Annotated in this window: 13 protein-coding genes; all 13 read left to right on the top strand. The window is 34.5% G+C overall.

Annotation, left to right across the window (positions count from 1 at the left end):
- Positions 1-143: 143 nt before the first annotated feature.
- The 13 genes from NQ558_RS07175 (at position 144) to NQ558_RS07235 (ending at position 16183) form a co-directional block, all read left to right on the top strand.
- Positions 144-1910, top strand: a complete 1767-nt coding sequence (locus NQ558_RS07175; RefSeq protein ID WP_005363929.1) for an ABC transporter ATP-binding protein — start codon at positions 144-146, stop codon at positions 1908-1910.
- Between the two features lie 61 nt (positions 1911-1971).
- Positions 1972-3645 carry an ABC transporter ATP-binding protein gene (locus NQ558_RS07180; protein WP_005363932.1) on the top strand — a complete coding sequence of 558 codons (1674 nt, stop codon included), beginning with the start codon at positions 1972-1974 and terminating at the stop codon, positions 3643-3645.
- A gap of 109 nt (positions 3646-3754) precedes the next feature.
- The gene (locus tag NQ558_RS07185; protein WP_005363935.1) at positions 3755-4021 is read left to right on the top strand and encodes a metallophosphoesterase family protein; all 267 of its coding nucleotides are present in this window, start codon (positions 3755-3757) and stop codon (positions 4019-4021) included.
- Entirely contained in the window at positions 3991-4209 is a 219-nt protein-coding gene (locus tag NQ558_RS07190; protein ID WP_156775010.1) for a metallophosphoesterase family protein, read from the top strand. Before NQ558_RS07185 ends, NQ558_RS07190 begins: the two co-directional genes overlap by 31 nt.
- A 53-nt stretch (positions 4210-4262) precedes the next feature.
- Complete coding sequence (locus tag NQ558_RS07195; RefSeq protein ID WP_005363941.1) at positions 4263-4571, top strand: metallophosphoesterase family protein; 309 nt, start codon at positions 4263-4265, stop codon at positions 4569-4571.
- A 354-nt stretch (positions 4572-4925) separates the two neighbouring features.
- Complete coding sequence (locus NQ558_RS07200; protein WP_040447392.1) at positions 4926-5423, top strand: pyridoxamine 5'-phosphate oxidase family protein; 498 nt, start codon at positions 4926-4928, stop codon at positions 5421-5423.
- Positions 5424-5568: 145 nt separating this feature from the next.
- On the top strand, positions 5569-7413 hold the full coding sequence (locus tag NQ558_RS07205) for an ABC-F family ATP-binding cassette domain-containing protein (protein ID WP_005363947.1): 1845 nt from the start codon (positions 5569-5571) through the stop codon (positions 7411-7413).
- 322 nt (positions 7414-7735) lie between these two features.
- Complete coding sequence (locus tag NQ558_RS07210; RefSeq protein WP_005363949.1) at positions 7736-9892, top strand: PTS sugar transporter subunit IIABC; 2157 nt, start codon at positions 7736-7738, stop codon at positions 9890-9892.
- 20 nt (positions 9893-9912) lie between these two features.
- The gene (locus NQ558_RS07215) at positions 9913-10746 is read left to right on the top strand and encodes a PRD domain-containing protein (protein ID WP_005363951.1); all 834 of its coding nucleotides are present in this window, start codon (positions 9913-9915) and stop codon (positions 10744-10746) included.
- Between the two features lie 1283 nt (positions 10747-12029).
- A complete protein-coding gene (locus NQ558_RS07220; RefSeq protein WP_050750996.1) occupies positions 12030-12401 on the top strand; it encodes a GntR family transcriptional regulator in 372 nt (123 codons plus the stop codon).
- 183 nt (positions 12402-12584) lie between these two features.
- Positions 12585-13517 (top strand): ATP-binding cassette domain-containing protein, encoded by a 933-nt coding sequence (locus NQ558_RS07225; RefSeq protein WP_005363956.1) that lies wholly within the window; start codon positions 12585-12587, stop codon positions 13515-13517.
- The gene (locus NQ558_RS07230; RefSeq protein ID WP_005363958.1) at positions 13499-14920 is read left to right on the top strand and encodes an ABC transporter permease; all 1422 of its coding nucleotides are present in this window, start codon (positions 13499-13501) and stop codon (positions 14918-14920) included. The genes NQ558_RS07225 and NQ558_RS07230 overlap by 19 nt, the downstream gene beginning before the upstream one ends.
- Before the next feature lie 156 nt (positions 14921-15076).
- Positions 15077-16183 carry a tetratricopeptide repeat protein gene (locus NQ558_RS07235; RefSeq protein ID WP_050750997.1) on the top strand — a complete coding sequence of 369 codons (1107 nt, stop codon included), beginning with the start codon at positions 15077-15079 and terminating at the stop codon, positions 16181-16183.
- Position 16184 lies beyond the last annotated feature (1 nt).

Consider the following 16184-nt stretch of genomic DNA (forward strand, 5'->3'; position numbering starts at 1 on the left):
GCAAAACCTGCCGTCCGAGCCGAAGGCAAGTTTAGGTTTTCGCCTTACAAAAGACGGCGGAGCAAAATGATAAAATCAACGTATTTGAAATTAAATTTTCCATATGTTCTAGAGAAAAAAAGCAACTTTTGAAAGGAGAAGAAATGAAAAAAGAAAGTGCGTTATCAAAACTTTTTAAGTATGCAGGAAATTACAAATACTTAACCATTGCATCCTGGGTACTTTCAGCAGTTAGTGCATTAATTGCACTGTCACCATTTTATTTTATTTGGAAAATCATTAAGGAAGTGTTAGATGTTTCGCCTAAATTCAGTCAGGCGCAGAATCTTTCAGAGTATGGCTGGAAAGCGGTAGGTTTTGCATTGCTTTCAATGATTATTTATATTGGAGCATTAATGTGCTCACATATTGCGGCTTTCCGCGTACAGGCAGCCATACGTTCAAGCCTTATGAAACATATTTTAACATTACCAATGGGAATAATGGAAAGCGAGGGAACGGGAAAAATAAGAAAAATCGTAAATGAATCAAGTGCGGCAACTGAAACTTATCTTGCCCATCAGCTTCCGGACAAAGCGGGAGCAGTGGCAACACCTGTAGGTTTGCTTGCTTTGCTTTTGGTATTTGACTGGAGACTTGGGCTGTTAAGCTTAATTCCCGTAGTTTTGTCTTTTGCAATAATGGGTACAATGGCAGGAAGCCGCATGAAAACTAAGATGGAAGAATATCAGAACGCCCTTGAAGAAATGTCAGCAGAGGCAGTGGAATATGTAAGAGGTATTCCGGTAGTTAAAACTTTCGGTCAGTCAGTTTTTTCTTTTAAGAAATTTAAAAATTCAATTGAAAAATATAAAAAGTGGGTAATCGCTTATACTAAGGAACTTAGACTTCCTATGACTTTTTATACAACAATTATTAATGCAGTTTTTGCAGTTTTAATAGGGGCAGGTTTTATGCTTGCAGGTGGAAATTATGACAATAAGTTTTTATTGAATTTATTATTTTATATTATTATCACTCCGATTATTACAGTTACATTAAGTAAGATAATGTATTCAAGTGAAAATGAGATGATTGTTGAAGATGCCATTAAGCGAATCGAAAGTATTCTTGAAAAAAGACCTCTTCCTGAAGCTAAGGAGGAAAAGAAGATTTCTAAGGCATCGATTAAGTTTGATAATGTAACTTTCCGTTATGAAAATGCAGGAAAGAATGCTCTTAATAATGTAAGGTTGGAAATAAAAGAAGGTGAGCATGTTGCTTTTGTTGGTCCTTCAGGCGGTGGAAAAACTACTTTGGCAAGTCTGATTGCAAGATTTTTTGACACAACAGAAGGGGCAATTACAATTGGCGGAGTTAATATAAAGGATATTCCTACAAAACAGTTAATGAGTATGGTTTCTTTTGTATTTCAGGATAGCAAACTTTTGAAAATGTCTATTTTGGATAATGTTAAGATGGGAAGAAAAGATGCCACAAGAGAAGAGGTTATTGAGGCTTTGAAAAATGCCCAGTGTGAGGATATTATTGAAAAATTCCCTAACGGAGTGGATACGGTAATCGGTTCAAAGGGGACTTATGTATCAGGTGGAGAGGCACAGAGACTTTCAATTGCAAGGGCAATGCTTAAAGATGCACCTATATTGATTTTGGATGAGGCAACAGCTTTCGCTGATCCTGACAATGAAACAAAAGTTCAGCAGGCTTTTTCACAATTGTCAAAAGGCAAGACAGTTATTATGATAGCTCATCGTTTGTCTTCAGTAGTTGACGCTGACAAAACTTTTGTTTTGAAAGATGGCGAGATTGTGGAAGTTGGAACTCATAAAGAATTAGTTGAAAAAGACGGTTTGTATGCACATATGTGGAATGAATATAACAAATCAGTAAAATGGAAGGTAGGTGCTTAACATAGGATTAAAAGAAAAAATACAGCATAAATATGCACTTTCAAAACAGGGTGCAAATGATATGATTAAGGCTTTTGTTTCAGTAACAGTTTCGAACATTGTATTAATGTTCCCTGTTGGAGTACTTTATTTCTTTGTTAAAGATTACCTGAACGGAGTTGCTTTCCAAAAGGGGATGTTTTATCTCTTAGCATGCATTGGCTGCCTTGTTCTTATTGGCATTACAACTTACATACAGTACAACTCAACATTTCTTGCTACATATGTTGAAAGTGGTGTAAGAAGAATTACTTTGGCAGAAAAATTAAGAAAAATACCGTTATCTTATTTTGGCAAAAAAGACTTGTCAGACCTTACAAGTACAATTATGGCTGACTGTGCAACAATTGAAACAGCATCTTCGCATTGGATTCCTGAACTTTTCGGTTCTTGCATCTCAACATTGTTAGTTGCAATCAGTTTGTTTTTCTTTAATTGGAGAATGGCAATTGCGGCGCTTTGGGTACTACCTGTTTCATTTATAATTGTTATTTGTTCAGGAAATGTTCAGAAGAAACTGGGCAGACATCAGATGAAGTTGAAAATGGCATGTGCCGACGGCATTCAGGAATGCCTTGAAACTGTCAGAGATTTAAGAGCCAACAGTGCAGAAGATGATTATATGGTTGGTCTTGATAAGAAAATTAAAGCAGTGGAAAAACATTCTATTGTAACAGAACTTGGAACTGCTGTTTTTGTTGCAAGTGCCCAGATGATTTTGAAACTTGGAATTGCAACTGTAGCATTAACAGGTGGAATACTTCTTTCAAAGGGAAGCTTGGATGTTTTAACATTCTTTATGTTTTTGTTGTTAGTTTCAAGATTGTATGACCCGATGCAGGTATCATTACAGAATCTTGCTGCAATTATCAGTGCAGATGTTCAGTGCGAAAGAATGGATGAAATTTTATCCCATAAGGTTCAGAACGGAACAACTGAAATGAATAACAATGGTTTTGATATTAAATTTGAAAATGTAGGATTTTCTTATGACACTAATAATGAAGTTTTGTCTGATGTAAGTTTTATCGCAAAACAGGGCGAAGTTACAGCGATTATTGGACCTTCAGGTGGAGGAAAAACTACAGTTTCAAGATTGGCTTCACGATTCTGGGATATTACAAAAGGAAAAATCACAGTAGGTGGTATGGATATTTCAAATGTTGATCCTGAATCTTTAATGTCACTTTATTCCATAGTATTTCAGGATGTAACTTTGTTTAACAACACAATTATGGAAAATATCAGAATTGGTAAAAAAGACGCAACAGACGAAGAGGTAATGGCAGCGGCAAAGCTTGCCCATTGCGATGAGTTCGTTAACAAGCTTCCTAATGGATGGCAGACAACAATTGGCGAAAACGGTTCAGAGCTGTCAGGGGGTGAACGACAGAGGGTTTCAATTGCCCGTGCCTTCTTAAAAGATGCACCAATTATCTTACTGGACGAAGCCACAGCTTCACTTGACGTAGACAACGAAACATTAATTCAGGAATCTTTGTCCAAATTAATACAAAACAAAACAGTTATGATTATTGCTCATAGAATGAGAACAGTCGCCAACGCAGACAAAATAGTTGTACTAAAAGATGGAAAAGTTGCCGAGCAGGGTAAGCCGGATGAACTTGCAAAGACAGGTGGAATCTACAGCAATATGGTAGAAAAACAATTGGCAAGTGCAGAGTGGAAGTTGTAGGAGATGCTTTGCAGTGAAAAGTAGTTTGGAAAATTGCATTATAAATGCGTTAAACTAGGAGGCGGAAAGATTAGTAATCATAATATGAAAAAAAGTTTTCAGCTAATGAATGGGGGATTACGGAAGCAGGGAAGTTTTTGTTTATTTGTGCGTCGGCTGGTATCAGGCACATCATATTTGGCAGAAGGATTACACAATAAAGACAGACAAAAAAGTTGGCAATATTAAGGTGGCACTGTTGTCCGACTCTCATGTTGGAACGACTTTTCACGGAGAAGGTTTTGCAGAGCGAATGAAAGAAATTGAAAAACAAAATCCTGATGTGATTTTGGTGGCGGGGATTTTGTGGACGAGGATACTACAAAGGAAGATATGATTAGTTGTTGCAAAACATTAGGAAGTGCGAAAACAAAATACGGTGTTTATTATGTTTTTGGAAATCACGACAAGGGCTATTACCCGGATTCATACCGTGGTTACGGTGAGGCTGATTTGGTGAAAGAATTGAAGGATAATAATGTTAAAGTTTTACAGGATGAAAATGTTCTAATAGATTTTATATAATCGGTCGTCAGGATCGTTCAGAAGAAGTGGAAAAGAATAAAGGACGAGCTACAATGAGTGAACTTACTTCAAGTCTTGATGACAGCAAGTTTTCAATTGTAATGAATCACCAGCTATGTGATTATGCAAATCAGGCAAAATCAGGCGTGGACTTGGTAGTGTCAGGTCACACACACGGCGGCCAGCTATTTCCGTTAATGAATATTGAAAACCTGACAGGTTTAGGTGACGATAGAGTTTATGGATATGAAAAGCGTGATAACACAAACTTCATAGTAACATCAGGAATTTCAGACTGGGCAATCAAGTTTAAAACAGGCTGCAAGTCAGAATATGTTATAGTGAACATACAGGGAAAATAGGAGAAATATAATTGGGTGTATCAGAAATGGTGCGCTCATTTATTTTTGTTTTGGATTACGTGTCGTGTGGAAAAAACGCTGTGTGACACGTAAATGATTGAAATATTTGATTATTTATGCCTGAGATTACGTGTCAGAGAGAAAAATGCTATTCCACAAGTAATTTGAACATATGAGTTTCTTAGAATTACCATAGATTTTCACAGCCTACTTCTGTATAATAAATAGTGTGAAATCGGGGAAATACAAATTAAGATAAAGCTATTAATAAAAAAAGAAATAATGGTAGCAAGAAGTATCAGTAAATATCAACAAATAACCATAAATAAAAACAAAAAATATAAGGAGGACACTATGAGAAGAAGCGATAGAGAGATAAAAGATTTTGATGAAATAATTGAAGTAATAAATAAATGTGACGTTTGCCGATTGGCGATTAATGATGGAGATTATCCATACATTGTGCCAATGAATTTTGGGCTTAATATAGAAGATGGTAAGGTGGTTCTTTATTTTCACTGCGCAAGCGAGGGAAAGAAGCTTGAATTACTTAGAAAAAATAACAAGGTAGCTTTTGAAATGGACTGTGGACATGAGTTTATTTTAAATGATGAAAAGATGAGTTGCACTATGGCATACGAAAGTGTAATGGGACGCGGTCAGATTCAGTTTGTTGAAGATGAGGATAAGTTTGCGGCACTTAAGATAATTATGAAGCAGTATCATTCAGAAGATTTTGAATTTGGGACAAAAGTAATTCCGGTAACAACAGTATTTAAAATGGTTGTAGAGGAAATGACAGGAAAAAGAAGAAAGAACAATACCAAAAGAAATAATAAAAAGCAAGATTAGAAAGTAATAATAAAAAGCAAGATTAGAAAGCAATAATAAAAAGCAAGATTAAAAAGTAATATTAAAAAGTAATATTAAAAACAAGACTAAAAAGTATAACAGTAATGACAAGTTTAGAAAATCAATCCAAAGAAAGAGGAACACAATGAACATTCTATCATTAGAAAACATAACACATTCATATACAGAAAGAAAATTATTTGACGAGGCAAGTTTTTACCTTCACGAAGGGGAGAAGGTAGGAATTATAGGAATTAATGGGACAGGGAAGTCCACTTTGCTTAAGATTATGGCAGGTCTTGAAATCCCGGATGAAGGACAGGTAATTAAGGCAGCCAATATGATGATTCATTATTTGCCACAGAATCCTATTTTTAATGAAGAAGACACGGTGCTTGAAAGTGTTCAGAACATGATTCACCATCATGCCAATGAAGATGAATTGGTTAAGGCTAAAGCGATGATGACAAGACTTGGAATTACTGATTTTGAGCAGAAAACTTCAGAACTTTCAGGTGGACAGAGAAAGAGACTGGCGTTGGTTTCTGTATTGATTACACCTTGTGATATTTTGATTTTGGACGAGCCTACTAACCATTTGGATAGCGAAATGGCAGAATGGCTTGAAAATCAGTTGCGCGGTTTTAGGGGGGCGCTTGTTATGGTTACTCATGACAGATATTTTCTAGACAGCGTAACTAACAGGATTATCGAGCTTGATAAAGGAAAAATCTATAGTTACAACGAAAAATACTCAGGATTTTTGGAGAGAAAAGCTGAGCGTGAGGCAAGTGCCAAGGCAAGCGAGAGAAAGCGTCAGAGCATTCTTCGAAAAGAAATTGAATGGATGCAGCGTGGGGCAAGAGCAAGGTCTACTAAGCAGAAAGCACATATTCAAAGATATGAAAATCTAAAGAATCAAAAAGGGATTGTTCAGGACGAAAAAATTGAGTTAAGTAGCATTAAGTCAAGAATGGGCAAGACGACTATTGAACTTGAAAATATTTCAAAGGCATATGACTGCAAAGTTTTGATAAATGATTTTTCTTATAATTTTCTAAAGGGCGACCGAGTAGGCTTTGTGGGCAAAAATGGTTGTGGAAAAACTACCTTAATGAAGATTATTGATGGAAGAATTGAGCCTGACAGCGGTAGTGTAAACATTGGACAGACTATCAAAATAGGTTATTATACACAGGAGATTGAAAATAACAAAGAGGCAGGAATTGCTTATATGAATCCTGATGATAGGGTTATTGATTATATAAAAAATACTGCCGAGTTTGTAAGAACAGAGGAAGGGCTTGTGTCAGCCTCGGTTATGCTTGAAAGATTTCTTTTTGAACCGTCACAGCAGTATAGTAAGATTGAAAAATTGTCAGGTGGGGAAAAACGTCGCTTAAATCTTTTGCGTGTGCTTATGGAAGCCCCAAATGTGCTTATACTTGATGAGCCAACTAACGATTTGGACATTGAAACAATGACAATTCTTGAAGATTATTTGGATAGTTTTGATGGAATTGTAATTACCGTATCCCACGACAGATATTTTCTAGACAGAGTTGTCAGAAGAATTTTTTCCTTTGAGGAAAATGGGGTAATCGACCAGTACGAAGGTGGTTACACAGACTACATAAATCGAAAGAAGGAAAAGGGACTGCTTGAAGAAAATGCTTTGTTAAAAACAAAAAGTAGCAGTGCAGGAAAGTCAGATTCAGACAAAACCGAAAAAGAGGAATACAAAATAAGAAACAAAAAGCTTAAGTTTTCTTACAATGAACAAAGAGAATACGAGACAATTGAGGACGATATTGCAAAATTAGAAGAGAAGATTGAAAAGCTTGACGGTGAAATAGTCAAGAATGCAACTAATTCAGTTAAGCTTAGGGAACTTATGGAAAGTAAGGAAGAAACGGAAACACTTCTTATGGAAAAAATGGACCGTTGGGAGTATTTGGAAGATTTGGCAAAGAAAATTGAGGAACAATAAAGAGAATATCTGAGTTTATCCTAGCAATTCCTACCACAGTGGTATTATATATAAAAATCTACTAATCTGGTAGAAAAAATCAAAATCAGGGTTGACATCCCAACCATCAGATGTTACTCTAAAGAAGTAAATTAAATAATTTTAAATAGTATGTAACTTTAAGTAGGCATTAACTATACACACATCTCAAAGGGAGTCGTGTATCTGTTATACCTACTTTTTTTGTGTTTAAAAGAGCTGCAACTTATAACAAAAATAGTCGTAAATGTATGATACATGCCCAAATGAACCAAAATATTATTAGTGTTTGAAAGGAGAAAAAATGAAAGACAAAATTTTTGGTGTTTTACAACGTGTAGGAAGATCATTTATGCTTCCAATAGCTATCCTTCCTGTAGCAGGTTTGTTACTTGGACTTGGTAGCTCATTTACAAATGAAACAATGCTTAAAGCATACGGATTATTAGGTATTATGGGACCTGGAACAGTATTTAATGCAATATTTCAGGTAATGAGTGATGCGGGAAATATAGTTTTTACTAACCTGCCGATTATTTTTGCAATGGGTGTTGCAATAGGTATGGCAAAAAAAGAAAAGGAAGTTGCAGCACTTGCAGCAGCTATAGCTTTCTTCATTATGCACGCATCAATTGGTGCCATGATTACAATTAACGGTGGCGCAGAAAAAATGCTTGAAGGTGCCACAACAGATGTCGTAGGTATTACTTCATTACAGATGGGTGTGTTTGGTGGTATTATTGTTGGTCTTGGTGTTGCAGCACTTCATAACAAATTTTACAAAATCGAATTGCCACAGGTATTATCATTCTTTGGCGGAACAAGATTTGTTCCAATTATTTGTTCATTAGTTTTCACATTAGTTGGCATTTTAATGTTCTTTATCTGGCCGGTTATCCAGAGCGGAATTTACTCTGTTGGAGATTTAGTACTTAATTCAGGTTACGCAGGAACATGGGTATACGGATTTATGGAAAGACTTCTTATTCCATTTGGTCTTCATCACGTATTTTATCTTCCATTCTGGCAGACAGGCGTTGGCGGAACAATGGAAGTTGGAGGTCAGTTAATTGAAGGTGCACAGAATATTTTCTTTGCACAGCTTGCAGATCCATCAGTTACAAAATTTGCAGTTTCAGCAACAAGATTTATGTCAGGTAAGTTCCCACTTATGATTTTCGGACTTCCTGGAGCAGCACTTGCAATGTATAGAACAGCAAATCCTGAAAAGAAGAAAGCAGTAGCAGGTCTTCTTTTGTCAGCAGCTTTAACATCAATGATTACAGGTATTACAGAACCATTGGAATTTACATTCCTTTTTGTTGCACCATTACTTTATGGTATTCACTGCGTATTTGCAGGACTTGCATATATGTTAATGCATGTATTTAAAGTAGGTGTAGGTATGACATTCTCAGGCGGTCTTATTGATATGTTCCTGTTTGGAATAATGCAGGGAAATGGAAAGACTAACTGGATTTGGATTGTTATTGTAGGTATTGTTTACTTTATCGTATATTATTTCTTATTTAGCTTCTTAATTAAAAAATTAGATTTGAAGACACCTGGTAGGGATGACAGTGAGGAAGTCAAACTTTATAGAAGAAGCGATGTTGAAGCTAAGAAAAACGGCAAGTCAGAAAACGGAGAAAATAGTGATGTTGACGAATTATCAGAAATGATTACTAATGGTTTAGGCGGAAAGAAAAATATTTCTGATGTTGATTGCTGTGCAACAAGACTTAGATGTACAGTTTTTAAAGCTGAATTGGTTAATGACGGAATGCTTAAGGCAACAGGAGCGTCAGGTGTAGTACACAAGGGTAACGGTGTTCAGGTGATTTATGGACCAAAAGTAACAGTAATTAAGTCTAACTTAGAAGATTATCTGGAAACAGCTCCAAATATAGAGTATAATGGTAGCAATAGTCAGTCAGACGAAGTTGAAAACAAGACTGAGGATGGAAATAATCAGAAGGAGCAAGAGACAAAAATAGTAAAATCAATTATTATCTCAAGCCCTATTACAGGGATAGCCGCAGATTTAGGTACAGCGCCGGATGAAGCTTTTGCAAGCAGAATGATGGGAGACGGTGCAGTTGTAACTCCAACAGATTCAGTTGTTAAGGCACCTGCTGATGGTGAAATTGTATTTGTTTTTGATACTAAGCACGCAGTAGGATTTACAACAGAAGATGGTATTAGTATGATTATCCATGTTGGTATTGACACAGTAAAACTTAACGGCGAAGGCTTTGATGTAATGGTAGAAGCAGGACAGAAAGTTAAAAAGGGTGATCCTATTATGAAACTTGATTTGGATTATTTATCTGCCAATGCACCATCATTGGCATCACCTGTAATGTGTACAGAGCTTAGCGACAATCAAAAAATCAGATTACTTAAGGAAGGCGATATACAGGCAGGGGAATCACTTTTTGCTATTGATATTTACGAATAATGTCACAGAGTAATTAGGATATGTATAGAGTAAAAAAAGCGTTAAACCACAATGCGGTTGTGGCAATTGATGCAGAAAAATGTCAGGAATTTTTGATTTTGGGAAAAGGCATCGGGTTCGGTAAGAAAGTTACTGAGTATGTTGAACCAAGAGCAGAAGACACTGTATATTCAATGAAAGAATGTACGGAAAGAGGAGAGGCAGAAGACATTGTTAATGAAGTTTCTCCAGTTTGTTTAGAGATTGCAGATGCAGTTTTAAACAAGGCGGAAGAAGAATTTGGAAATATTGACAGAAGAATACTTTTTCCATTGGCAGACCACATTGAGTTTGCAGTCAAAAGAATAAAGAACAATGAGCAAATAAGCAATCCGTTAACAGCGGATATAAGAGTTCTTTTTCATTCAGAATATAAAGTGGCAGAGGGGATTAAACCATTGTTGCTTGAAAAGATGGGTATAGAAATAGATGAACATGAAGTAGGCTATATTGCACTTCACATTCATTCAGCCATTGATACAGAGAACGTATCCCAGTCAATGATTATAGCTCAGGGTGTGCGTGAGTGTATTTCTATGGTAGAAGCTGAAACAGGAAGAAAAATAAATGTTCTATCTATTTCATACAACCGTCTAATGAACCACATTAAATATATGATAGCAAGAGCCCTTAAAGGTGAAAAAATCAAGCTTAATCTGAACGACTATATGGAAAACAAATTTCCACAGGAATTTCAGATGGCAATCACCATATGTGACAATATAAGCCATTTGCTTAAGTTGTCCTTTGATGAGTCAGAAATAGGATATCTTGCAATGCATATCCAAAGGGTAACAAGCGGAGAGCTTGACTAAAAGTTGTGAAAGAAAAATAAAGAAAGTAAAACTAGTCAGATTAACCATAGTTGATTTGGCTAGTTTTTTTTGTGGGTGCGAAAGTGGTTTGTTTTGCAATTGTGGAAGTGGTTTGTTTGCAATTGCGGAAGTGGTTTGTTTGCAATTGCGGAAGTGGTTTGTTTGCAATTGCGGGAAAAGATTGTTTGTTTTGTCTTGTTTCGTTGCTGATTACGTGTCGTAGAGCGAAAATGCTGTGGCACACGTAAAATATTGAAATATTTGTCTTGATTCGCAGCCGATTACGTGTCGTAGAGCAAAAATGTTGTGGCACACGTAAAATATTGAAATATTTGTCTTGATTCGCAGCCGATTACGTGTCGTAGAGCGAAAATGCTGTGGCACACGTAAAATATTGAAATATTTGTCTTGATTCGCAACCGATTACGTGTCGTAGAGCAAAAATGTTGTAGCACACGTAAAATATTGAAATATTTGTCTTGATTCGCAACCGATTACGTGTCGTAGAGCGAAAACGCTGTGGCACACGTAAAATATTGAAATATTTGTCTTGATTCGCAACCGATTACGTGTCGTAGAGCGAAAATGCTGTGTGACAAGTAATTTATTGAAATTAAGCTTGTATTTTTGCATGGGATTACGTGTCGGTGAACGAAAATGTTATATGACACGTAATTCTCCAAAAGTTCATTGATATTTTATGAATAATTACGTGTCAGCGAAAGAAAATAGTGTATGATACGTAATTGAAAACAGTATTACGGATATATGAGCAAAAACATCTCATAAACCGTAAAATTAGGAAAAAATCTTATCCTATCGTATCCCATTACGGAATCTGGCAGCCAAAATATTTCAGAATCCGTAATTTATATTCAAGAATCCTTGAGCAGGACGAATATTACGGAACTATAGGAAGACAATCTCTCAGAATCCGTAATTTATATTCAAGAATCCTTGAGCAGGACGAATATTACGGAATTTCAGTATAAAGTTTTCCAAAAATCCGTAATGCTCCAAATCAAGCCTGTCCACAGAGCAAAAAAATCAAGTCTACCGCATTAGAAAATCATAACAAATAATCTAAACCCCTCATATGGTTATAAAAATAAAGAATAAATTACATGAATCCATGCTAAAAGTCATAACAATCAGATGAAAATATTAAGGAGGTTATGATTTTGGCATAAAACCACTTGACTTCTAACTACCACAGGGCTATACTACATTATATCAGTAATGTAGTATAGTTGATAAAAGATATTATACAAGGAGGTACATCATTGAAAATTGATGAAAACAGTATGATTCCAATCTATGTGCAAATTGCTGATTCCATTGAAGATGACATACTATCAGGAAAATTGAAGGAGAACGATACATGTTACTCACAATTAGTTTTGGCGAAGGAGCTTAAAGTCAATCCGGCTACTGCGGCGAAAGGAATTAATCTTTTGGTTAGCAGAGGGATTCTTATAAAGCACAGAGGCCAGGCAATGACAGTTGCAGGCGATGCCATAAGTATGATTTCAGAAAGGAAGAGGCATAGTGAAGTGGAACAGATAGCAGAACAATTAATTAAACTAAGTAAGAAATTGTCAATTACAAAAGAGGAGTTACTTAAACTAATAGCAGAACAATACGATAAGAAGTAAATAAGACAAAAAAGCTAAACATAAAGTTAAACAATCAAAAAAATTAAATACTAAGCTAAAAAGAAAAACAGACACATAATTAAATACAAAGCTAAGTACAAAAGCCAGAAAAAACAAACAAAAAAGAAGTAATTTACAACAAGTAGTAGTAACAACAATTTTAGTCAGGAGGGAAGTGCAGTAATGCATAATGAAAACATGGAAGAGATTAAAAGCATAAGCATGCAGAATGTAACTTTCTCATACAAGGGAAAGAAAAGATATGTTTTTGAAGATTTTTCTGTAGATATTGAGCCAAATCACATTACGGGAATAATTGGTAGAAACGGACAGGGAAAAACAACATTAATGAATTTAATAGCCGGCAAGTTTGAACCGGATGAAGGAATAATTGAAATAGACGGAAAGAATCCGGCAACTGATATAGGGACAGCTAAGCGCATTGTTTATGTGGCAGGGGTAATGAGTTACAGCGAAATTAAGTTAAAAAAGATAATCGAAGAGTATAGGTTGATGTATGAAAAATTTGATGAAGAGTTTGCTCATAAGTTAATGGAATTATTTGGTTTAAATAAAAAAGCAAAAATTAAAAACCTGTCAAAAGGTCAGGAAACAATTTTTAATTTTTGTTGTGGAATGGCAACAAGAGCAGACATAACAATACTTGATGAGCCGGTTTCGGGAGTTGATGCAATAAGCAGAAACAAAATATATGAAATTATTTTAAGAGACTACATAGAACATCCAAGAACAATATTAATTTCAAGTCATATGTTAGGTGAAATGGAAAAGATTTTGTCACATATGATAATGATAGGAAACAAAGATGTACTTTTTGCAGGAGATATTGAAGAACTGAAAGACAGCGTTTACAGGGTAGACGGCGAACTTGCAAATATTGAAAAATATTGTGAAGAAAAGAAAGTTTTATATAAGAAAAATCAGACATTGGGAGCTATGGCAGTTATCGAAGGCAGACTTAACAAAGAGGAAGCAGAGAAAGCCGATGAATTGGAACTTGCCACAAGCAAGCTTTCAGGGGAAGAAATTTATATGTATAAGACAGATTTGAAAAACACAAATCAGATGGAGGCATTATGGGAAAAGAAGAACTAAATAATATTAAAAAAATGTATTTGCTAAGAATGCACACAAATAAAAAATATGCAATAATAGTATTTTGTGTTGCCATTGTATTTGCATTAGTAGATATATTGTCAATGGTTATAAATTTTTCAACAGACAAAGATGTATTTTATCTGAATCTTAACCGCAATAGCGTTGCATTGTTTTGGATAGTAATTTTGGTATTGGTTATCACATCCTTTAATATTGGTGAATACAAAAACAATTATATGGTATTTCCACAGAACAGTGTTACAAGATATGTATCAGCATATTTGGCCGATGTAACAACCTTTGGAATTGCGTCATTGTTTCAGGTAATGAACCAGTTGATTTTGTTTGGTGCGGTATCATTAGTTTCATTATTTAATAAAAACATAAAACTAATAAATGTTTTTTCAATGAAAACTGTTTTTGCTGAGTTTGTATATTTATTGGGATATTTTTTACTTATTACAGCAATTATCAAATTATTTGCAGTTATTTATAGAAAAAGCATGGCAGTATTTGGCGTTATTACAATTACACTAATTGTAGGAGCTTTAAGCTATAGGAATATTTTGCAGAACATTGCAGCTTATGCTAAGGAAAATAACAAATTATTCCTATATGAAAAAGCTATAGATTTAGTTTCAGCTATAGCTGGATTTTATAAAAGAGAATATAATATGGGATTATTTTTCTTAAAAATCGTAGTGACTCTTGTAATAGCATTCTTCATAGGATTTATTATTGAAAAGAAAATCCGTGATAGCAAGTCATTGACTTTTGGCGGAAATCAAAGAGCAATATTAATAAGAATAATGGCAGTTTGCGGTTTTACAATGGCAATAGCAGGGGTTACTATGCATTATGACAGTAACGTAATATCTAAAACAGCTACTGAAAAGAAAACATATCCGCTACAAATAAAAGAAGATGACAAGTACCCGCAGACAATTTCAACTTCTTATGATATGAGTGCAGTTGGAGTAGGAAACATTGATATAAGTAAAAGCAAAAATCCAAGAATTGTAATTGAAAGGATGGAATTAGATTCAAAGAGCAAAAATAAATATATTAAAGATGTGTTTAAGGATTGCCAGATAAGTGCAGAAGTTAAAGATGGAAAAATTCAAGTTACAAGCAGTGCAAAAGATAACAAATTTGTTTACATATCAAATATGTATCAGGAAAATAACCACGTAAGAAGATTTTTAAACAAAGATCAGACAGCGGATTCAATTATGGGTACGGATATTGAAAACATGGCTAACAGTTATATGACAGAATATTTTGTTACGCTGTATGTTCCAAAGGCAAACATAGTCAAAGATGATGAAGACTACAATATGAAATTGTTTGTTAATGGAAGAGATATGAGTGATAACTTGGGATATTTTGATGAAGAATAAATAATATATTACAGTGCAGGGCTGTTGCTTTAACGGTAAAAAACGTTAAGGTGACAGCTCTGTTTTGATGTTCCAAAATAAAAAGTCAATTCAGGAAAAAAATTTTTGGAAAAATTTGGTATACTGAAAATATAATATTATTTAGGAGCGTTTACGTTGAGAAATAACTTAGTGACAGAGATAGAAAAATATTTAACTAAATATAAGGAATACACTGTAGAAGATAAGCTGGCGTGGAACCAGGGAGGAGTATGTTTTAAAGTTATTTTAAATAAAAAAGAGAAAACGTTATTTGCCACAAGTCTTGAAGAAAATCAAATGTATTTGGAAGACTATTTTGTTAAGGTATATAATTTTTGTAAGAATAATGACAGAACAATAAAGTGCGAAGATATGTACATAAAGAAATACGAAAAGGTCATGTATATTTTTGTAATTATGGAAAAATTAACGCCTATGACTAATTTAATTCTTGGAAAAGAATATACAAAAGCTAACGAAAGCGAAAACAATAAAAAGTTAAAGATGTTAAACAATATAATTGAATCAATAGACAATGTTAGAATTATTGAAGAAAATTTTCCGGAAATAAAGATTAATATTGGGAATCAGCAGATTTGTATTAATGAAAATGGAGTGGCAAAAGTTCAGATTTTTGATTTGATAAAAAACAGAGTTTATGACAATGATTACATTTCTCAATTTATACATATAGTAAATAGAATGTCAAAAATTCTTAAAGTAAAAATTGAATTAGGTTCGAATGAAATAAATAGTCCGAATTTATTGGCTTATTGTGTTAATGAAAAGAAAAAAATAGAGGAATTGGAAGAAACGTACAAGAGTATTTTGAAAGAAAATTTGGAATTATCACAAACGGAAAATCCTTTAATATATACCAATTTGGGATATATGTATGAGAAAGGAAGAGGAACGAATATTGATTATAAGGAAGCACTGAAATGGTATGAAAAGGCAGCAGAGTATAATAGTGCCAATGCATACAATAATATGGCTCATATGTACCAAAAAGGATTAGGTGTGGAAAAAGATTATGGGAAAGCCATAGAATATTTGCAAAAGGCTACGGATTTGAAAGATAATGTGGCACAGTTTAATTTAGCATTAGCTTATCAAAAAGGGCAGGGTGTGGAAAAGAATTATAAGAAAGCATCATATTGGTATAAAAAATCTGCAAGAAATGGAAATAGTATTGCAAAAAAAGCATACCGACAACTAAAAGAAAAACAGGATGGAAAATGAA

The organism is Eubacterium ventriosum (assembly GCF_025150745.1).
GTDB classification, from domain to species: domain Bacteria; phylum Bacillota; class Clostridia; order Lachnospirales; family Lachnospiraceae; genus Eubacterium_G; species Eubacterium_G ventriosum.